Origin of the sequence: Eikenella sp. Marseille-P7795, from assembly GCF_916618725.1 — a bacterium.
Classification (GTDB): Bacteria; Pseudomonadota; Gammaproteobacteria; order Burkholderiales; family Neisseriaceae; genus Eikenella; species Eikenella longinqua.
In genome coordinates, this window is record NZ_CAKAJZ010000011.1 from 69,670 (window position 1) to 90,201 (window position 20,532).

Sequence of the window (20,532 nt, forward strand, 5' to 3'; positions counted from 1 at the left end):
CGCTAGGCAATCGGTTGCGGGGAAACGTCCGGCGATATACAGAACTGCGGTCATTATAATCCGCTTTTCAGGAATTAGCAAAATAAACGGTTCAAATTCCAATTTAAAATAAATTGTTATGCCATAACAAGATTAAATCTGCGCATAAAAAACCGGCCTCCGTTCTATTCGGAAGGAAGCCGGTTTTGGCAGTGTAACGATTAAACTTTGGCGGCAGCGGCCACTTCGGCGGCGTAGTCCACTTCTTTTTTCTCGATGCCGTCGCCCACTTTGTAGCGAACAAAGTTCACGATTTCAGTGCCCTGCTGTTTCAGGAACTGCTCAACGGTCTGATCGGGGTTCATCACGAAGGGCTGGCCCAGCAAGGTAACTTCGGCCAAGAATTTCTTCACGCGGCCTTCCACCATTTTGGCGGCGATTTCGGCCGGCTTGCCGGAAGCGATGGCCTGCTCGGTGTAGATGTGGCGCTCTTTGGCCACCACTTCGGGATCAACCTGATCGGCAGAAATGCACTGCGGCTTGGAAGCCACGATGTGCATGCCAATGTGGCGGGCGGTGGTTTCGTCGCCTTTGTATTCCACCAGCACGCCTTCGGTGGCGGCAGCGCCGTGGATGTAGGTGGTCAGGCTGTTAGCGGCTTCGATGATTTCGAAGCGGCGCACGGAAATATTCTCGCCCAATTTGGCGATAACGGCTTTGCGCTCGTTTTCCACCAGCGCGGCCAGTTCTTCCACTGTAACCGGTTTTTTCAGGGCGGCGGTTTTGGCTACGGATTGGGCAAAGGCGATAAAGCCGGTGTCTTTGGCCACGAAATCGGTTTCGCAGTTCACTTCCACCAAGGCACCCACATTGCCTTCGATGGCATAGGCCAACACGCCTTCGGCAGCAGTGCGGCCGGCCAGTTTGCTGGCTTTGGCGCCGGATTTAATGCGCAGGATTTCTTCGGCTTTTTCCATGTCGCCGTTGGCTTCCACCAAGGCTTTTTTGCATTCCATCATGCCCAAACCGGTGGCGGCGCGCAGGTCGGCGACCATTTTTGCAGTAATTGCAGACATTATTTTCTCCTAATTTTCAGGGATAAACGCGGCGGATGCCGCGCTCTGGACAGATTGAAGGCTACCTGAAGGCTTGGTTTGGTTTTCAGGTAGCCTCATGTGATGCTAAACTTAGGCAGACGGGGCTTCTTCGGCAGCAGCGGCCTGCTGTGCGGCGGCTACGGTTTCGGCCAGCGCCTGGTTTTTGCCTTCCAGCACGGCATCGGCGATGCCGCGGCAGTACAGGCGGATGGCTTTGGCGGAGTCATCGTTGCCCGGGATCACGTATTTCACGCCTTCCGGATCGTTGTTGCTATCCACCACGCCGATAACCGGGATACCCAGTTTGCCGGCTTCGGTCAGGGTGCCTTTCTGATAACCGGTGTCGATTACGAAAATCGCGTCGGGCAGGCCTTTCATATCTTTGATGCCGCCCAGTGAGCGTTCCAGTTTTTCCACTTCACGCTGGATGGTGAGCAGTTCTTTTTTGTTGTAACCGCTGGTTTCGGCATTTTCCAGAATGGCGGTTTTCTCTTCCAGGCGTTTGATGGATTGTTTAACAGTTTTGTAGTTGGTCAGCATGCCGCCCAGCCAGCGGTGATCCACATAGGGCATACCGGCGCGGGTGGCTTCTTCGCGCACGATGTCGCGGGCCTGACGCTTGGTGCCGACGAACAGGATGGTGCCTTTGTTGGCGGCCAAACGGCGTACGGCGTCTTGCGCTTCCTGGAACAGGGGCAGGGTTTTTTCCAGGTTGATGATGTGGATTTTGTTGCGGGCGCCGAAAATGTATTGTTCCATTTTCGGGTTCCAGTAACGGGTTTGGTGGCCGAAGTGAACGCCGGCTTCCAGCATCTGGCGCATAGTAACTTGAGACATTTATTTTCCTTACAAAGGGTTATAGCAAACATCCGTGCACACAGAATCTCCGAATCGGAGACACCCTTTGGTGCAGGATGCGAGCGTTGGGGTTAAAAAGAAACAGCTTTCAAAACGAAAGCTGCGGGATTATAGAGGGAATTTATTGTTTTGGCAAGGTTTGGCCGGCTTGGCGCTCGGCCTGTTTGAGGCGTTTGTTGCGCAAACGGATGTAGGCCACCCAAAACGCGAACAATGTGGGCAAAATCGTCCACACCACCAAGTAAATCAGCATCCGCGCCAGCGAAGGCTGCGCCAGAGAAAACATCAGTGTAACAAAGATATAGCCGATAAATACAATATGCCACATCGCACCGCTCCCATTATAAGGCTACCTGAAAATCCGCTTGCCTCTGGAAAGTTCGTTTTAGCTTCATTGAAGCTTGTATTTTAGCTTCGCAGAAACTCAGCCTTGCTCCGCAAGACACACTATTTTCAGGTAGCCTTTTGCTTCTTTCCTTACTCAGACTCAGGCAGCCGGTATTCCTGCCCGTCTGCCGTGAGCAGCTTGGGCGGGCAGTTTTCATTGATCACCGCTTCGTCCACCACCACGGTTTTCACCTGCTCTTTGATATCAGGCAGGCGGAACATGGTGTCCAGCAGCGCGCGTTCTACAATCGAACGCAGGCCGCGCGCACCGGTTTTGCGCTGCATGGCGAGCTTGGCGATACTGCGTAGGGCGGAAGGCTGCACCTTCAGCTCCACATCCTCCATCGCAAACAATGTTTGATACTGTTTTACCAGCGCATTTTTCGGCTCGGTGAGGATATTGATGAGCGCTTCCTCATCCAGCTCGGCCAGCGTGGCAATCACCGGCAGGCGGCCGATCAGCTCGGGAATCAGGCCGAATTTGATTAAGTCTTCCGGCTCCACAATTTCAAACAATTCAGTCACATCGGCGTCTTCGTCTTTACTGTGCACAGTAGCGCCGAAGCCGATGCCGCCCTTTTCCGTGCGCTGGCGGATCACCTTCTCCAAGCCGGCAAACGCACCGCCACAGATAAACAGGATATTGGTGGTATCCACTTGAATAAAATCCTGATTCGGGTGTTTGCGCCCGCCCTGCGGCGGCACGGAGGCCACCGTGCCTTCAATCAGCTTCAGCAATGCCTGTTGCACGCCCTCGCCGGACACGTCGCGGGTAATCGAGGGGTTGTCACTCTTGCGCGAGATTTTGTCGATTTCGTCAATATAGACAATGCCTTTCTGCGCTTTTTCCACGTTGAAATCGCAGTTGCCCAGAAGCTTGGTGATGATCTGCTCCACGTCTTCGCCCACGTAGCCAGCTTCGGTGAGCGTGGTGGCGTCTGCCATCACGAAGGGCACGTCCAGCCGGCGTGCTAGGCTTTGCGCGAGCAGGGTTTTGCCCGAGCCGGTGGGGCCGATAAGCAGGATGTTGGATTTAGCCAGCTCCACGTTGTCGCCCTCTTTCGGGTGGCGCAGGCGTTTGTAGTGGTTGTACACGGCCACGGCCAGGGTTTTCTTGGCCTGCTCTTGGCCGATTACGTGCTGGTTGAGGTTGCTGACGATTTCGGCCGGGGTGGGCAGGCGTTCGCTGCTGTTTTCCGGCGTGGCGGCTTCGCTGCCGCCGTTGTGGATCATGTGGCTGCAAGTATCAACGCATTCGTTGCAAATCAAGGCGTTGTCGCCTTCAATCAGGTTTTTGACTTCGTCTTCCGATTTGCCGCAAAAAGAACAATAGCGGGTTTCTTTGCTCATTGGGGTGCTTCCGAAATGTATGGGCGCCGAGCGGTTCGGCAAAGCTGTGAAGTATATAGGGAAACCGGCGGCATATCAACGCGGGCAATGCCTGCAAAGCATTCGGCGGCAGGCAGAGGCTACCTGAAAATCTACCCGATAAGTTTGAGCCTGCTTGAAACTTAGTTTTAACGAAACTCGCTTTGCCCGTTTTCAGGTAGCCTGCGGTGTGTATGGGCTACCTGAAAACACAGCACGGCGGCGTTTCTGCGCAGCTGGAAATTATCTGCCTTTATCTGACCATCATCAAATAAAACGCCGCAGAAAAATGCAAATTCCCTTGCGCAATCCGCGATGTATGCTACTATCCGAAACAAGACATTGCCCTTCCCTCCCACCGCCGCAGGAGATTCGCGATGCCCTCCCCTTCCCCACCATCCACCGCCTGAACGCTGCATTCGAACAAGGCAGCGCCGACCCCGTGCGTATCACGGAACAGGCTCTTCAGGCCGCTTCCTCCCGCCGCGACATCTTCACCGTGCTCACCGAAGCCCGCGCCCGCGCCGGTGCACGCAAGGCCGCCGAAAGGCTGCGCAGCGGCAAACGGCTCGGCCTGCTCGACGGCATCCCCGTATCGTGGAAAGACCTGTTCGACCAAGCCGGCGAAACCACCCGCGCCGCCAGCCGTACCACCGCCCACCAAGCGCCGGCCAGCAATAACGCCACCGCCGTGGATTTGCTGGAACAGCAAGGCGCCGTGTCCGTCGGCCGCACCAACCTCACCGAATTCGCCTTTTCCGGCTTGGGGCTGAACCCGAATTTCGGCACGCCGGCCAATGTCTGGTCGCCCGCACACACGCTGCTGACACCCGGCGGTTCTTCTTCCGGCGCGGCCGTATCCGTGGCCGAGGGCATCGTGGCTTATGCCATCGGCACCGATTCCTCCGGCTCGGTGCGCATTCCCGCCGCCCTCAACGGCCTGACCGGCTTCAAACCCACCGCCGCGCGCGTTTCCCGCATCGGCGTGTGGCCGCTCTCGCCCACGCTCGACAGCATCGGCCCGCTGGCACACACCGTGGCCGACGTCTGCGCCGTGATGCAGGGCTTTGGCATGGCGCCGGCCAAATTTTCAGGTAGCCTGCAAATCGTCGTGCCAACTGACTGCTACGGAGAAGATGCCGAGCCCTCCATCCAGCAAGCCTTCGAGCGCACCTTGGGCTACCTGAAAACCGCCGGCTGCGAAATCATCCGCCGCCAGCTGGCCGCCTTGGCGCAACTGCCCGAATTGTTTGCCGAATACGGCACCTTGGTCGGCATCGAAGCCTACCGCCTGCACCACGCCGCCCTCGCGCAAGCCGAGCTGATGGATCCGCGCGTGGCCTCGCGCCTGCAATCCAACCAAAGCTATCCCGCCGCCAACCTCGCCCACCTGCTCAACCGGCGCAGCCAATTGCAACAACTCCTGCGCCAAGAGCTGCAAGGCGCACTGCTGGCCATGCCCACCACCGCCATCCACGCCCCGCCGCTGGGCAAACTGGCCGCAGACGACCGCTATTTCGCCGAATGCAACGCCAAAATCCTGCGCAACACCATGGCCGGCAGCTTCCTCGACCTCCCCTCCCTCACCCTCCCCACCGGTCTAGACGGCAACGGCCTGCCCGCCGCCCTGATGCTCTCCGCCCCCAGCGGCAGCGACGAAAACGTGCTGGCCGCCGGATTGGCCGTGGCGCAAGCCTTAACCGGCGATACCGTGCTCAACGAACAACGAGCCTGATTTCCGCCGATCAGGCTACCTGAAAATATATCGGCGCCATAAAAACAACCTCTCAGCCAAACCACCCGCCTGCTTTCCAACGGGCATTCCCCCCTCAAATCTGCGTACCCGCACCCGCCCGTGTGCAGTGGACGCAGGCAAAAAGGAGTATCACCATGGCAAAGAAAATCCTTGTTGCTTACGGCATCGACGTGGACGCAGTGGCCGGCTGGCTCGGCTCATACGGCGGCGAAGACAGCCCCGACGACATTTCGCGCGGCCTGTTTGCCGGCGAAGTGGGCACGCCCAGACTGCTGGATTTGTTCGACAAATACCGGCTGAAAACCACCTGGTTCATCCCCGGCCACTCGGTGGAAACCTTCCCCGACGAAATGAAGGAAGTGGCACGGCGCGGCCATGAAATTGGCATGCACGGCTACAGCCACGAAAACCCCATCGCCATGACCCGCGAGCAGGAAACCGCCGTGCTCGACCGCTCGCTGGAGCTCATCACCGATCTGGCCGGCAAACGGCCCACCGGCTACGTTGCCCCATGGTGGGAATTCAGCCCCGTAACCAACGAGCTGCTGCTCGAACGCGGCATCAAATACGACCACTCGCTGATGCACAACGATTTCCACCCCTACTACGTGCGCGTGGGCGACAGCTGGACCAAAATCGACTACTCCAAACACCCCAGCCACTGGATGAAACCCTTGGTGCGCGGCCAAGAAACGCCGCTGGTGGAAATCCCCGCCAGCTGGTATCTCGACGACCTGCCGCCGATGATGTTCATCAAAAAATCGCCCAACAGCCACGGCTTCGTAAACCCGCGCGACATCGAGCAAATGTGGCGCGACCAGTTCGACTGGGTATACCGTGAATACGACTACGCCGTGTTTGCCATGACCATCCACCCCGACGTGTCCGGCCGCCCGCAAGTGCTGATGATGCACGAGCGGCTGATCGAACACATCAACAGCCACGAAGGCGTGGAATGGTGCACCTTCGACCAAATCGCCGACGACTTCATCGCCCGCAACCCGCGCCAGTGGAAATAACCACTCAGGCTAACGTCTTTGTAAAACCATAGGCATACCAAGGCCACAGGCTACCTGAAAACATAAAAGCCCAAGCATCTGTTCCCGTTTTCAGGTAGCCTTTCACCCTAATCTTCCACTAATTAAGGAAAAACCATGTGCGGACTCTGCGGCCTATTCGGCGAACAAAACCACTGGAGCACCCGGCTCGAACACAGCAGCCAAAGCAGTGACGCCGTATTGCGCCGCCGCCTGCGCGCCCAGCGCACCGCCTGCCTCAACCGCATGCTCGCCCCCCAACGCCTCACCGTATCCGACTGGCAGGGCAGCAGCTACCAAATCAGCTCCGCCACCGGCAAAACCGAGCTGGCCGACAACCTCAGCCAAATCTGGCTCACCGTGGAAAAAATCACCGGCCGCCCCTTCGATCCCCTGGCCTAAACCGTCCGCCGCCAAAGGCTACCTGAAAATTCCCGCCATGATCCCCGTTACCATCCTCACCGGCTTCCTCGGTGCCGGCAAAACCACCGTACTGCAAAAAATCCTCGCCGGCGAGCACTACGGCGATTCCGCCGTGCTCATCAACGAATTCGGCGAAGTCGGCATCGACCAGCAGCTGGTGCGCCCCATATCGCCCAACGTCGTCCTGCTCGACTCCGGCTGCCTGTGCTGCCAGATACGCGGCGAACTCAAAGACGCCCTCGCCGACCTGCTCCACCGCCGCGCCACCGGCAGCGTGCCACCGTTTCGGCAAATCATCATCGAAACCACCGGCCTGGCCGAGCCCACCCCCATCATCGCCACCCTCCAGGCCGATCCGCAGCTTTCCCACCAGCTTGCCGCCGAACGTACCGTAACCGTGGTTGACGCCGTAAACGGCGAACACATGGCCGAGAGCGGCCAGCGCGTTTGGCTGCACCAGGCCGCCGCCGCCGACCTCATCCTCATCAGCAAGGCCGACCTCGCCCCGCAGGCCGCCGCCGCATTGGCCGAACGCCTACACCGCATGTTGCCCGGCACCCCCGTTCTGCCGCTCGGTTTAAGCAGCCCGCTGCCCGATTTCAACGCCCTGCCCGCCACCCGACACGCCGCCCCCTACCGCACCACCCACCAACACGGCAGCGTGCAATCCCTAGCGCTGGAAATCGAAGACACCATCGATTGGATCGCCTTCGGCGTATGGCTATCCGCCCTGCTGCACGCCCACGGCAACGCCCTGCTGCGGGTGAAAGGCATCCTGCACATCGGCGAGAGCTATCCCGTGCTAATCAACGCCGTGCAGCACATGGTGTATCCGCCGCAACACCTAAACCAGCTACACGAAGCCCCGCCGCACTCCCAACTGGTGCTGATTGCCGACGGGCTGGATCCCGCCGCCATCGAGCGCTCGTTCCGCCGCTGGGTGCTGCACAGCGATACGGCCTAGCCTCCGTTGCCTTGCCGGCCAAAATACCAGCCCCGCCTTGCCGCACACCTCATCAGGCTACCTGAAAACCTCCGAAAAATTTTCAGGTAGCCTTTATTCATCCCAACCCATCATTCCCACTTTATGATTAACCAATCGTAAACACAAGATTCCAGTTTGCCATATTTATTTTCCTTGCAGGCAATCCCATAATCCTGCCCACACCACCCACGCAAGGAAACCCATCATGCGCAAACTCCCCGCCCTCTTCCTCGGCCACGGCAGCCCGATGACCGTGCTCGATGCCGCCAGCCCCTTCAACCAAGGCTTTGCCCGCATAGCCCGCGGCTTCCCCAAGCCCCGCGCCATCCTGATGATTTCCGCCCATTGGTATACCCGCGGCCTGCAGCTCACCGCCGCCGCCCGGCCCGGGCTGATATACGACTTCTACGGCTTTCCGCCCGCGCTCAGCCAAGTGCAATACCCCGCGCCCGGCAGCCCCGAGCTTGCCGCAGAAGTATGCCGCCTGCTGCAAGCCGAAGGTGCCGAGCTCCATCCCACGCGCGGCTTCGACCACGGCATGTGGAGCGTGCTGAAACACCTATATCCCCAAGCAGACATCCCCGTTGTCCAGCTCAGCTTGGATAGCCGCCTCAGCCCCGCGCAGCATTTCAAACTGGCCCGCAAACTCAAGCCCCTGCGCGAACAAGGCATCCTGATTGCCGGCAGCGGCGGCATCGTGCACAACCTGCGCGCCCTCCGTCCGAATCACCCCGGCTACGATTGGGCACAGCAATTCCGCAAGCAAATCAACGCCGCCCTGCTTCGCGGCGACCACGAAGCCCTCATCGACTACCCCCGCTTCGGCCAAGCCGCCGCCCTAGCCGTACCCACCCCCGAGCACTACCTGCCCCTGCTCTACACCGCCGCCCAACGTGACAACGGCGAGCCGCTGGAAATTTTCAACGACCAGCTCACCGAAGGCGCCCTGAGCATGACCTCCATCAAGATAGGAGACTGATATGCAAAACATTTTAAACATCAACACCCGCCCCATCGAACTGCAACGCCAGGGCCAAACCATCCGGCTCCCCTTCGCCCTGGCCGACATTGCCGCCCGGCTCACCCCGTTTCCCCCGAGCGAAGCCGCCTGGGAAAACGCCATCATGCAGATTGAAGACGCCATCGCACCCCTGCCCAAGCGCCTGGCCGGCGAAACGCTTCGTCTCCAAGGCGCCCACGCCCTCGCCGCCCTGCCCCACAGCACCGGCGGCACCCTCAGCACCGACACGCTGGAAACCGCCTTCGCCATCCTCGCCGGCTACTGCCACGCCCGCGACCTGCCGCCGCTGCCCCACAGCGCGGACTTCGCCGCCCAAGTCCTGCTTATGCGCGAATGGGCACACCACTTAGGCTTTGCCGAAATCCTGATCGGCCAGGCAAGCTAAGCCCCGCCACAAGCAAAAGGCTACCTGAAAACGAGTTCCGCGAGTTTCTGCGAAGCTAAAACGAGTTCCGCGAGTTTCTGCGAAGCTAAAATTTTCTGCGAAGCGCAAGCCCGTTTCTGCGCGCGTTTCTGCGCGGCAAAATTTCCGGCGGCTACATTTCGCCGTAGTTCGGCCCGCCGCCGCCTTCGGGGCAGGTCCAGGTGATATTGGCGGCGGGGTCTTTGATATCGCAGGTTTTGCAGTGGATGCAGTCGGCGGCGTGGATGTGCAGGCGCGGCTGGCCTTGTTCCTGCACGATTTCATACACGCCGGCGGGGCAATAGCGGGTTTCGGGGGCGGCGAAGCGGCGGTAGCCCACGTCGATGGCGGTTTGCTCGCTGGCGAGCTTGAGGTGCGGCGGCTGGTTTTCTTCGTGGTGCGTGTTGGAAAGATACACGCTGCTGGCGCGGTCGAAGGAAACTTGGCCGTCGGGCTTGGGATACTCGATGGGGCGGCACTCTGCGGCGCGCTTGAGGCTGGGGCGGTCGCTGCCGTGGTGGGCAAGCGTCCACGGGGCGCGACCGCGAAAAAGGTACACATCCAGCGCGCCGTAGCCCATGGCCGGCCAAAAGCCCCATTTGAAGGCGGGGCGGATGTTGCGGGCGCGGTAGAGCTCGTCGTGCAGCCAGGATTGGCGGAAGGCGTCGGCATAGGCTGCGGCTTCTGCACCCTCGTCCGCCGCGCCGTTGTGCAGCACGCCGAACACGGCTTCCGCCGCCAGCATGGCCGATTTCATCGCGGTGTGCGCACCCTTGATGCTGGGCACGTTGAGGAAGCCGGCCGCATCGCCCACCAACACGCCGCCGGGGAAGGTGAGTTTGGGCAGGCTCTGCAAACCGCCTTCAGTGAGCGCGCGCGCGCCGTAGGCAATGCGCCGCCCGCCGGCAAACACGGGGCGGATGGTGGGATGATTTTTAAAGCGCTGAAACTCTTCAAATGGCGAGAGATAGGGGTTTTGATAATCCAGCCCTACCACGAAGCCCACGGCCACTTTGTTTTCCGCCAGGTGGTAGAGGAAGGCGCCGCCGTAGGTGCGGGAATCCAGCGGCCAGCCCACGGTGTGCAGCACGCTGCCGGGCTGCGACTGCTCGGGCGGCACTTCCCAGATTTCCTTGATGCCCAGGCCGTAGGTTTGCGGCTGGCTGTGTTGGTCGAGGCGGAACTTGGCGATGAGCTGTTCGGAAAGCGAGCCGCGGCAGCCTTCGGCGAACATCGTTTGCCTGCCCCACAGCTCCATGCCGGGCTGGTAGGCTTCGGTGGGCTCGCCGTTTTTGCCGATGCCCTTGTCGCCGGTGGCAATGCCTTTCACGCTGCCGTCGGCGCGGTAGAGCACTTCGGCGGCGGCAAAGCCGGGGTAGATTTCCACGCCCAGTGCTTCGGCCTGCCCGGCCAGCCAGCGGCACAGCATGCCTAAGCTGATGATGTAGTTGCCCTGATTGTGGAAGCTGGGCGGCAGCGCCAGGCGCAGCGCGGATTGGCGCGTGAGATACAGCAGCCGCTCGCCTTTCACCGGCTGGTTCAGCGGCGCGCCTTGCTCACGCCAATCGGGCAGCAGCTCGTTTAACGCTTTGGGGTTGAACACCGCGCCCGACAAAATATGCGCGCCCACTTCCGAGCCTTTTTCCACCACGCACACGCTGATGTCGCTGCCCGCCGCAGCAGCCAGCTGCTTGAGCCGTATCGCCGCCGAGAGCCCGGCCACGCCCGCGCCCACAATCACCACGTCGTATTGCATGCTGTCGCGCGTTGTATTCTCCGTCATCTTCTCACTTCCTATCACGGGCGCATGCCGCCCTCTCAAAATCGAAATGCGATTTTACCATGCGGGCAGAAGGCTACCTGAAACTTTGGCTCGGCGTTTTCCGCCCCGCCATCTTTTCAGGTAGCCTCTTTAGCGTATGCAGGCTACCTGAAAAATCTGGCAAAGCCATTTTCAGGTAGCCTTTATCATGCCAATCAAGCCGCATCAATCCTGCTGCTTGCTTTTATCCTCCGGCAGGCGCAGCACGGCCACAACCAAGCCGCCCCAAATCACCGCCAAAGACAGCACCATCATCACAATCGCGCTCGTGCTCATTGTTTTTCTCCTTCTTCTTCATCGTCTTGCAGCACATCCAAACCCGCATCTTCCCGCCACGGCAAGAGCGAGAGCCCGAAAGCCAGCAGCACCACGCCGATGGCCGTGCCCCAGCCGTATACGCCCACAAACCAGCCCGGGTAGCCGCCATAGCCTTCCGTGAGCAGCGAGCGCGTGTCGGTAAACAGCATCGTGCCCAACACCAAGGGCGTAACCGCGCCCACAAACAGCAGCCAGGTTTTGCCCACTTTCAGCGAAGAAGTTTTGTTCAGATGGCGGCTGAGCACGCCCAAGTTGCGCCCCAACACCACGCACAACACATACAAAAAGCCAGCCGCCACAATGCCGTAGGTGTTCACGAATTTATCCAGCACATCCAGCACCGGCAGGCCGGTAGTGGTGCCGAACAGCAGCACCGAAGCCGTCATCATCGGCACGCCCACCGCCAGCGTGGCGGCCACGCGGCCGATTTTCAGCTTGTCCTGCACCGCCGCAATCACCACTTCCAGCACCGAAATCAGCGAAGTGAGGCCGGCAAACACCAGCGAGCCGAAAAACAGCACGCCGATCACCGCGCCGAACGGCGCTTGGTTGATGATGGTGGGAAACGCGATAAAGGCCAATCCGATACCGCCCGCCGCCACATCGCCCACCTGCTGCCCGCTGGCCGTGGCGATAAAGCCCAGCGCGGCAAACACGCCGATGCCGGCCAGCAGCTCAAAGCTGCTGTTGGCAAAGGCCACCACCATGCCCGTGCCGGTTAAATCCGAGCTGCGCTTCATGTAGGAAGAATAAGTGATCATGATGCCGAAGCACACCGAGAGCGAGAAGAAAATCTGCCCATAGGCCGCAATCCACACTTCCGAGCTGGCCAGCTTGCTCCAATCCGGCGTAAACAACACGTCCAAACCCTTGGCCGCACCCGGCAGGCTCAGCGCAATCCCCACCAAGAGCACAAACATCACCACCAACAGCGGCATGAAAAACGCCGAAGCCCGCGCCACACCCTTCTGCACCCCGAAGGCCAGAATCAGCAACGTAGCCAGCCACACCAACACCAGCGGCAGTGCCACCTGCGCCACAAACTGCATCTGCGCCGACACATCAGGCGCCATCTGCAAATAATCCTTAAAGAAGAAGGCAGAAGGGTCTGCGCCCCAGGCCGCGTTGAGCGAATAATAGGTATAGCTCGCCGCCCAGCCGAGGATTACCGCGTAATACAGCCCGATGAGCACGTTCACCAGCACATTCCACCAGCCGATGGTTTCAAACTTGCGGTTCAGGCGGCGGAAAGCCAAAGGCGGCGAACCGCGGTAGCGGTGGCCCACCGCATAATCCAAAAACAGCAGCGGGATGCCCGCCGTGAGCAGCGCCACCAAATACGGCAGGATAAACGCCCCGCCGCCGTTTTTATACGCCACATAAGGAAAACGCCAGATATTGCCCAAACCCACCGCCGAGCCGATGGCGGCAAACATAAACGCCCGCCGGCTGGAAAAGGTTTCGCGCTTGGGATTTTGCGGATTAGACACGTTCGACACCTCTTGAAAAATATGCGGCGGCCGGCTGATTCCGACCGCCCTCCAGTTATCAAATAAGCGTTGCAGCCTTTCTGCAACAATTCCCTGCCACCGCCGGCGGCAGCCTGAGCCGCCCCGTCCGCCCGCCCCGCCGAACCAAGCCGATTTTAGACAACTTGTTCACTATCCGGCGCGCCAGGTATCTGTTTCACGGCGGAAAACCGCCGTTTTGCCGCAGATGGCACGTTTTGCAAGCAATCGTAAAGACAAGCCCGCCAACGGTCAAGTGCCCGCCCGCGGCAGCCGCGCAATTTTATTCATTGTTCGCTCCCGCCCGCGCAACAACCCACCAATCACCAAGCCAACAAAAGGCTACCTGAAAACGAAAAGCCAAGCCCGTTAAAACCAACTGCCAAACTCCAAGCCCGCCTTAGGTTTTCAGGTAGCCTCATATCACAGCAGAGGCTACCTGAAAAATATGCCAACCCATTCAGCCGCCCCGCCGCTTCAGCGAGCCCAAATAAATCGCCGCCAGCGTCAGCCCCGCCCCCAGCCACTGCCAGCCGTTAATCGGCTTATCCAGCAGCAGATAATCAATCAGCAGCGCCGCCACCGGCTCCGAAAGCAGCAGCAAGCCCGTGAGCGACAGCGACAGCAGCGGAATCGCATAAGCAATCAAGCCCCAGGCAAAACACTACATCACCACCCCATACACCAACACCAGCCCTACATCCCTCAGGCTCGCCGGATACAGCGCCCCGCCGTCCAACAGCAGCATGGGCAACACCAGCGTCGCCGCCCCGCCCGCGCTCAACACCATCATCATCGGAAACAGCGCCACCCGCTCCGTCTCATGCGTTTTGCGCACAAACACCATCGACAGCGCCAACATCGCCCCCGAAGCCGTCCCGCTCACAAAACCCCACAGCGCCCTGCCGTTGTGCCCAAATTCCGGGCTGCCGATCAGCGCCACCCCCGCCACCGCCAACAGCAGGCTCGCCACCTGCCAGCGGTTCAGCCGCTCCCCGTAAAACGCCACCCCGATGGCCGACAAAAAGAAAATCTGCAAACTATTGAGCAGCGTAGAAATCCCCGGCCCCACCGCATGAATGCTCTCGTGCCACAGCGCCAAATCAAACGCCAGAAACACCCCCGCCAGCAAAGCACAACGCCACGCCCGCGCACTCTGCGGCAACCGCTGCCCGAAACGCCGCATCAGCAGCCAAAACACCAACGCCGCCACCAGCAGCCGCCAAAATGCCACCGCATACGAGCCCACCTGCACAAACTTCACAATCAGGCTACCCAGCCCGAACACCACGCAGCCCAGCACCAAAAGCGGCGCGGCATAAGAAGGGTTTTGTTGTTTCATCATATTTCTCCAGGCTCACAGCCTGCAATCTTCACGCAATATGGCTCCAGCCATCGCAGGGGCAGACTTTATATCCATCCTCAGCCGCCCGTCCATTGAATCGTATGCATCCATAAAATCAAACAAACGGCGGATATGCAATCCGCCGTTGCAAAATAAAATATCCTGCCCAGGCATCAGGCTACCTGAAAGCGTCTGCCTCAAGGTAGTTAAAACCTAGCGCAACGCAGTTCTGTAAAGCCAAAACTTTTCCCTTTGCCGAAGCTAACATTTTCAGCTAGCCCCAATGTTTTCAGGTAGCCTTTTGGATCAGCATCAAGGCTACCTGAAAAATTTGGCTGCGTAGAAAGCCGTAAGCAGCCTTATCGCACTCGCCCAGCCGCGCTACACAATCCGCGCCTTGAGCAAATCGTGCATATTCAGCGCGCCCAAGAGCCGACCCTCGGCATCGCACACCGGAAGGCCGTTCACGCGGTTTTGCTGCATGGTTTTCAGCGCCTCGGTGGCCAGCCGCTCGGGCGTAATGGTTTTCGGGTGTGCGCCCATCACGGCTTGCGCGGTGAGGCCGGATAAATCGCGTTGCTGCTGAAACAGGCGGCGCAAGTCGCCGTCGGTGAAAATGCCTTTCAGGTAGCCTGCCTCATCGGCCACCGCCACCATGCCTAGGCCTTTTTCGCTCATGCACACAATCACGTCGGCAAAGGGCGTATCCAAGCGCACCACGGGCAGCTCGTCGCCCGCGTGCATCACGTCGGCCACTTGCAGCAGCAGGCGTTTGCCCAGGCTGCCGGCGGGGTGGCTCAGGGCGAAATCGTCCCGCGTGAAGGAACGGGCGCGCAGCAGCGCCACGGCCAGCGCGTCGCCCAGCGCCAACGTGGCGGTGGTGCTGCTGGTGGGGGCGAGGCCGAGCGGGCAGGCTTCCTGCGGCACGGCCACGGTGAGGTGGATGTCGGCATGGCGCGCCAACGTAGATTCGGGGCGGCCGGTCATGGCGATGAGCGTGATGTTTTTGCGTTTGAGCGCGGGCAGGATCACGGCGATTTCGTCGCTTTCGCCGGAGTGGGAAATGGCGAGCACCACGTCGCCGTCCACAATCATGCCCAAATCGCCGTGCGCGGCTTCGGCGGGGTGCACGAAAAAGGCGGGCGTGCCGGTGGAAGCCAGCGTGGCAGCAATTTTGCGCCCGATGTGCCCGCTCTTGCCGATGCCGCTCACCACCACGCGCCCTTCGCAGGCGAGCACGGTTTCGCAGGCGCGGGCAAAGTTGGCATCTAAAGAATCGGAGAGGGCGCGCAGGGCATCGGCTTCAATCGCCAGCACTTCGCGGGCGTGGGCGAGATAGGATGGTTCGGTCATGTTTTGTTCCGCTTTCTGGATTCCGGCTTGCGGCGACTGCTGGAATCGGGTATTTTCCAAAATTTACACATTCAATCGAAGGCACCAAAATATGGCTATTTTGCAGGAAACCAAACGGCTCGGCCAGCAAATCTGGCTCGACAATCTTTCCCGTTCGCTCGTGCGCTCCGGCTCGCTGGCCCAATTGCAGCAAAGCGGCGTGAGCGGCGTCACCTCCAATCCGGCCATCTTCCGCCAAGCGCTGGCCGGCGACACATTATACACAGCCGAAATCGACGAATTGAAGCGGCAGCCGCTTTCCGCCAAAGCGCGCTACGAAACCCTGGCCGTTGCCGACGTGCAGGCCGCCTGCGATGTATTTGCCGCACAGTTTGCCGCAGAAGGCAACAGCGGCCTGGTGAGCCTCGAATGCGACCCCGCACTCTCGCACGACACCGAAGGCACCATCGCCGAAGCCCGCCGCCTGTGGAAACTGATTGGCCGCCCCAACGCCATGATCAAAATCCCCGCCACCGATGCCGGCCTTGCCGCCCTGCCCGATCTGGTGGCCGACGGCATCCACATCAACCTCACCCTGCTCTTCTCCCGCGCCCAAACCCTGCGCGCCTATGCCGCCTATCGGCAAGGCCTGGCGCAGCGGGCAGGGCTTGCCGCGCCGCAATTGGTGGCCAGCTTCTTCATTTCCCGCATCGACAGCGCGCTCGACCCGCAGCTGCCGCCCCACCTGCAAGGCAAAACCGCCCTCGCCCTGGCTCAGGCCGCCTATCAGGATTGGCAGCGCGAATTTAATCAGCCGGGCGATGTCGTGCCCACCGTCCGCCTGCTCTGGGCCAGCACCGGCGTGAAAAACCCCGCCTACCCCGACACCCTCTATGTGAACAATCTCATCGCCCCGCATACGGTGAACACCCTGCCCGGCGCCGTGCTGGAAGCCTTTATCGACCACGGCCATGCCGCCGACGCCCTCTCCCATCCCGCCGCGCCCGCCCAGCCGGTACTGGACGAAATCGCCGCCCTCGGCATCAACCTAGAAACCCTAGCCGGCAAGCTCCAGCAAGACGGCCTCGCCCAATTCGAACAGGCCTTCGCCCAAATGCTCGCCCCGCTGGCCGATTAGGCAAAAGGCTACCTGAAAAATAGTGAGGCCAAATTTTTCAGGTAGCCTCATCCCACCATCACCACATCAAACGCATGAACAACCCCATCGAAATCTACCAAAGCGCAGACGGGCAGACCCAAGTGGAAGTCCGCTTCGACACCGACACCGTATGGCTGTCGCAAGCGCAAATGGTTACCCTATTCGGGCGTGATGTCTCTGTTATTTCACGTCATATTCGTAATGCACTAGACGAAGGAGAAATCAGCGAAAAAAGCAATTTGCAAAAAATGCAAATTGCTTCCGCCGACCGTCCCGTTACCTTCTACGACCTAGAAACCATCATTTCCGTAGGCTACCGCATCAAATCAGCGCAAGGCATCGCCTTCCGCCGCTGGGCCACCGCCCGCCTGAAAGACTACCTGCTCAAAGGCTACGCGCTCAACCAACAACGCCTAAAGCAAAACGCCGACGAGCTCGCACACGCCTTGCAGCTGATTCAAACCACCGCCGCCTCGCCCGCCCTCACCCTGGAAGCCGGTCGCGGCTTGGTCGATATCGTCAGCCGCTACACCCACACCTTCCTCTGGCTGCAACAATACGACGAAGGCCTGCTGCAAGAGCCGGCGGGCGAAAACGGCGGCAGCCTGCCCACGCCCGAAGCCGCGCGCCTCACCCTGGGCCAGCTCAAAGCCGAACTCATCGCCCGCGGCGAAGCCAGCGAACTGTTTGCCCGCGAACGCGAAGACGGCTTGGCCGCCATTCTCGGCAATCTCTCGCAAAGCGTATTCGGCGCACCCGCCTACCCCAGCATCGAAAGCAAAGCCGCCCACCTGCTCTACTTCATCGTGAAAAACCATCCCTTTGCCGACGGCAACAAACGCAGCGGCGCCTTCCTGTTTGTTGATTTCCTACACCAAAACCGCCGCCTGTTCGATGCAAGCGGCCGCGCCGTCATCAACGACACCGGCTTGGCCGCGCTCACCCTGTTGGTGGCCGAATCCGCGCCCGCGCAAAAAGACACCCTCATCCGGCTCATCATGCACATGCTGCAACACCGTTCCCACCCCCAGCCCTAGCCCATCGCCATCATCATGAACCTCCGCCTCCTCCCCGATCCCCGCCCCTACCCCGCCGAACCGGTGAAAAACGAGCTGCTGCTGCATGCCGAAGCCGTGGCCACCGGCCGTTCCCGCGCCCAGGCCACCCTCTCGCGCGACACCCTGCACAGCCTGATTTTCCAAATGCTGCACACGCGCCAGCTCACCGCGCTTTCCGTGGCGCTGAGCATGGCGCCGAGCGATGCTGCCTACCGCGCCCTGTGGCAGGCGATGGAGCATGTGTTGCAGCCGAAAACCGCCGAAGAATGCGGCTGGATTGCCCTGCCCGTGGTGCTGGTGGCCGGCTGCAAGCAAGCCCTTGCCCTGCCCGCCGCACTCGATGCCGCCGCGCTCAATGCCAAGCTGGCCGAGTTTGACACCACCCGTCCTCTGGCGCACACCAAATGGCTGCCCGCGCTGCTCGGCGCCGAGCAAATCAGCCAAATCAAGCTGACGCAATGGTTTGCCGCCAAACAGAGCCGCGCCGCCGCCCAAGCCTTGGCTGCCGGGCTGCCCGCCGCCGACAACATCGCCATCCCCGCCGGCCAGAGCGTGCATGTGGTGTATGCCCTGGGCTACGGCGCGCCCGAAGCCGCCGGCAAGCTCGGCCAGGCCGCGCTGCCGCTGATGCAGTATTGGCAGGAGCGGCTCGCCGCGCCCGGTCTCACCCTGTTTGCCAACCCGCTCGACCCCGCCGCGCCGCTCTCCGCCATCATCAGCGGCAGCCAGATGCGGCAACGCATGGCGCTGGATGTATTTGCCGCCAACGCCATCCGCGCCGTGCGCCTGCAAAGCCCGCGCGTGGGCGTGGCCGTGGCGGCGCAGGAAGGCGGGCAGATTGCCTTCAGCTTCAGCACCGCCGACAGCAGCTACGGCCTGGTGCCGCAGGTGTTCCGCTGGCAGCTCTCGCCCGCCGATTCGCTAGACGGCGTGCTGCACAACTTCCTCGACCTGATGGCCGAATGCCGGGTGGAACACATCCGCCTGCTGCACGGCATCCTGCCGGAAAATGCGCCCGTGCCCGATTATGCGCAGGCCTTGGAAATGGACGGTTTCAACCCGCTGTTTAGCCCGCCGCCGCAGTAACGCGGAACAGCGCAAGCGTTTTGATGATGCGCCCTGCAAACCGGCTGATTTGGTTTTTCAGGTAGCCTCAACCCATGCAAAGGCTACCTGAAAAATCGTTAGTCAACCGTTGGGTTGCGCCTTGCAGCCTAACCCGAGCTACGGCCGGAGTCGGGCGAAGCCCCGTTCATCCCCATCCATTTTTCAGGTAGCCTTTTGCCATACGGCGGCGTATATTTACGCCCGGATTTCCCGTTTAACTGCATAGGAGCAAAACATGAGCATTGTGATCCGTAAAGCCGTGGAAAGCGACGCTCCGCAACTGTGGGAGCTGATGAAAGGCCTGGCCGTGTTCGAAAAATACATCGATGCCTTCGCCATCACCCCCGAAGTGGTGGTGAACAGCGGCTTCCGCAAAAACCCGCCCGATTTCTACAGCTTCGTGGCTGCCGACGGCGACAAGCTGGCCGGCATGATTGTGTACTACTTCCTGCCCTACACCCTGCACACCCGCCCCGCCGTATATATTAAAGAGCTGTATGTGGACGAAGCCTACCGCGGCCAGAAAATCGGCGAAAAGCTGATGCTCGCGCTGAAGGAAGAAGCCCAGAAACACAACTGCGTGCAAATCAAATGGACGGTTGCCCCGTGGAACGAAGGCGGCCAACGCTTCTACGCCCGCCTCGGCGCCGAGCAGGACAACGAATGGCTCAACTATGTGTGGAGCCTGTAATCCCGCCCGCCATGCAAAAACCGGCCGATTCGGCCGGTTTTATTTTTAGCTTCGCAAAACATCGCTTCACTTCGTGAAGCTGCGTTTTCAGGTAGCCTCAATACCAATCAGGCTACCTGAAATCAGCAAACTCACTCTTCTTCTTTGCCAAACCACTTCCTCACCCCCTCGCCAATCGGCGGGGCGATTTTCAGCAGATACACCAACACCACGATATTGCCCACCGCCACAATGAGATACAGCAGGTTGATGCTGTCGAACAGCTGGATGAGCACGGCGGAAATCAGCGCGGCGGCCACCATGAAGAAGCCGTTCACAATATTGTTGGCGGCAATGGCGTGGGCGCGGAATTCCTCGCTGCTGGCGGTTTGCAGCCAAGTGTAGAGCGGCACGGAGAAGAAGCCGCCGCAAAAGCCGAGCAGCACGATGCACAGCATCACGGCATAAGCATCGCCGCGCAGCAGGAAGCTGCCGATGCCGCCGTATTCCTGATAGCGCGCGCCGTGGGTGAGCGCCACCAGCAACAGGCCGAACACGGCCATGCCCACCATGCCCACCGCCACCCAGCCCAGATTGAGCTTGCGGTGGCTCAGTTTGGCGCACACCACCGAGCCGCTGCCGATGCCGATGGAAAACAGCGTGAGCATCAGGTTGAACACATTGTCGTTGCCGCCCAGGTGCAGCTTGGTGAAGGTGGGCAGCTGGGTGGTATAGACCGCGCCGATAAACCAAAACCAGGAAATGCCGATGATGGCGGCATAAATATCTTTATCGGCAAAGGCTTGTTTCAGGATGGTTTTCGAGTTGCGAACGATGTGCCAGTCGATTTCGGCATCCGGCGTTTTCGGCGCCACGCGCGGCATGAAGATGCTGGCCAC

The 20,532-nt window shown here is 60.2% G+C and carries 18 protein-coding genes and 2 pseudogenes; 10 read left to right on the forward strand and 10 right to left on the reverse strand.

The window, feature by feature from the left end:
- Positions 1–200 precede the first annotated feature (200 nt).
- From tsf to clpX, 4 genes are all read right to left on the reverse strand, one after another.
- Entirely contained in the window at positions 201–1,055 is an 855-nt protein-coding gene (gene tsf, locus LG371_RS11825) for a translation elongation factor Ts (RefSeq protein WP_067591764.1), read from the reverse strand.
- 111 nt (positions 1,056–1,166) lie between these two features.
- The gene (rpsB, locus tag LG371_RS11830; protein ID WP_067591767.1) at positions 1,167–1,913 is read right to left on the reverse strand and encodes a 30S ribosomal protein S2; all 747 of its coding nucleotides are present in this window, start codon (positions 1,911–1,913) and stop codon (positions 1,167–1,169) included.
- A 142-nt stretch (positions 1,914–2,055) separates the two neighbouring features.
- A complete protein-coding gene (locus tag LG371_RS11835) occupies positions 2,056–2,262 on the reverse strand; it encodes a hypothetical protein (protein ID WP_067591770.1) in 207 nt (68 codons plus the stop codon).
- A gap of 149 nt (positions 2,263–2,411) precedes the next feature.
- The gene (gene clpX, locus LG371_RS11840) at positions 2,412–3,671 is read right to left on the reverse strand and encodes an ATP-dependent Clp protease ATP-binding subunit ClpX (protein ID WP_067591773.1); all 1,260 of its coding nucleotides are present in this window, start codon (positions 3,669–3,671) and stop codon (positions 2,412–2,414) included.
- Positions 3,672–4,008: 337 nt separating this feature from the next.
- On the opposite strand from clpX, the gene LG371_RS11845 reads away from it, so the two are divergent.
- From LG371_RS11845 to LG371_RS11870, 6 genes are all read left to right on the forward strand, one after another.
- Positions 4,009–5,424 (forward strand): amidase family protein, encoded by a 1,416-nt coding sequence (locus LG371_RS11845; RefSeq protein ID WP_225748604.1) that lies wholly within the window; start codon positions 4,009–4,011, stop codon positions 5,422–5,424.
- Between the two features lie 155 nt (positions 5,425–5,579).
- Positions 5,580–6,464, forward strand: coding sequence for a polysaccharide deacetylase (locus LG371_RS11850; protein WP_067591779.1), 885 nt, complete (start codon positions 5,580–5,582; stop codon positions 6,462–6,464).
- 135 nt (positions 6,465–6,599) lie between these two features.
- Positions 6,600–6,884 carry a hypothetical protein gene (locus LG371_RS11855; protein WP_225748605.1) on the forward strand — a complete coding sequence of 95 codons (285 nt, stop codon included), beginning with the start codon at positions 6,600–6,602 and terminating at the stop codon, positions 6,882–6,884.
- A gap of 37 nt (positions 6,885–6,921) precedes the next feature.
- Entirely contained in the window at positions 6,922–7,869 is a 948-nt protein-coding gene (locus LG371_RS11860) for a GTP-binding protein (RefSeq protein WP_225748606.1), read from the forward strand.
- A 226-nt stretch (positions 7,870–8,095) separates the two neighbouring features.
- Positions 8,096–8,869, forward strand: a complete 774-nt coding sequence (ygiD, locus tag LG371_RS11865) for a 4,5-DOPA dioxygenase extradiol (protein WP_225748607.1) — start codon at positions 8,096–8,098, stop codon at positions 8,867–8,869.
- Between the two features lies 1 nt (position 8,870).
- Positions 8,871–9,296 (forward strand): hypothetical protein, encoded by a 426-nt coding sequence (locus LG371_RS11870; protein ID WP_067591791.1) that lies wholly within the window; start codon positions 8,871–8,873, stop codon positions 9,294–9,296.
- A gap of 151 nt (positions 9,297–9,447) precedes the next feature.
- On the opposite strand, the gene LG371_RS11875 is transcribed toward LG371_RS11870, so the two are convergent.
- The 5 genes and pseudogenes from LG371_RS11875 to LG371_RS11895 all read right to left on the reverse strand — a co-directional run bounded on the left by LG371_RS11875 (position 9,448) and on the right by LG371_RS11895 (position 15,660).
- Complete coding sequence (locus LG371_RS11875) at positions 9,448–11,097, reverse strand: electron transfer flavoprotein-ubiquinone oxidoreductase (protein ID WP_225748608.1); 1,650 nt, start codon at positions 11,095–11,097, stop codon at positions 9,448–9,450.
- A 204-nt stretch (positions 11,098–11,301) separates the two neighbouring features.
- Entirely contained in the window at positions 11,302–11,412 is a 111-nt protein-coding gene (locus LG371_RS11880) for a methionine/alanine import family NSS transporter small subunit (RefSeq protein ID WP_082890728.1), read from the reverse strand.
- Positions 11,409–12,944, reverse strand: coding sequence for a sodium-dependent transporter (locus LG371_RS11885; protein WP_225748609.1), 1,536 nt, complete (start codon positions 12,942–12,944; stop codon positions 11,409–11,411). Before LG371_RS11885 ends, LG371_RS11880 begins: the two co-directional genes overlap by 4 nt.
- A gap of 478 nt (positions 12,945–13,422) precedes the next feature.
- Positions 13,423–14,304, reverse strand: a pseudogene (locus tag LG371_RS11890) (DMT family transporter).
- A 384-nt stretch (positions 14,305–14,688) separates the two neighbouring features.
- Complete coding sequence (locus tag LG371_RS11895) at positions 14,689–15,660, reverse strand: SIS domain-containing protein (RefSeq protein ID WP_067591800.1); 972 nt, start codon at positions 15,658–15,660, stop codon at positions 14,689–14,691.
- 91 nt (positions 15,661–15,751) lie between these two features.
- Between LG371_RS11895 and tal the strand changes: the two genes are divergently transcribed.
- From tal to LG371_RS11920, 4 genes are all read left to right on the forward strand, one after another.
- Positions 15,752–16,777, forward strand: coding sequence for a transaldolase (tal, locus tag LG371_RS11900; RefSeq protein ID WP_225748610.1), 1,026 nt, complete (start codon positions 15,752–15,754; stop codon positions 16,775–16,777).
- Positions 16,778–16,851: 74 nt separating this feature from the next.
- Positions 16,852–17,835, forward strand: coding sequence for a RhuM family protein (gene rhuM / locus LG371_RS12340; RefSeq protein ID WP_067591806.1), 984 nt, complete (start codon positions 16,852–16,854; stop codon positions 17,833–17,835).
- A 15-nt stretch (positions 17,836–17,850) separates the two neighbouring features.
- Positions 17,851–18,942, forward strand: coding sequence for a conjugal transfer protein (locus LG371_RS11915; RefSeq protein WP_225748611.1), 1,092 nt, complete (start codon positions 17,851–17,853; stop codon positions 18,940–18,942).
- Positions 18,943–19,198: 256 nt separating this feature from the next.
- The gene (locus LG371_RS11920; protein ID WP_225748612.1) at positions 19,199–19,654 is read left to right on the forward strand and encodes a GNAT family N-acetyltransferase; all 456 of its coding nucleotides are present in this window, start codon (positions 19,199–19,201) and stop codon (positions 19,652–19,654) included.
- A 131-nt stretch (positions 19,655–19,785) separates the two neighbouring features.
- On the opposite strand, the pseudogene LG371_RS11925 reads toward LG371_RS11920, so the two are convergent.
- Positions 19,786–20,532, reverse strand: a pseudogene (locus tag LG371_RS11925) (MFS transporter); the annotation flags it as partial.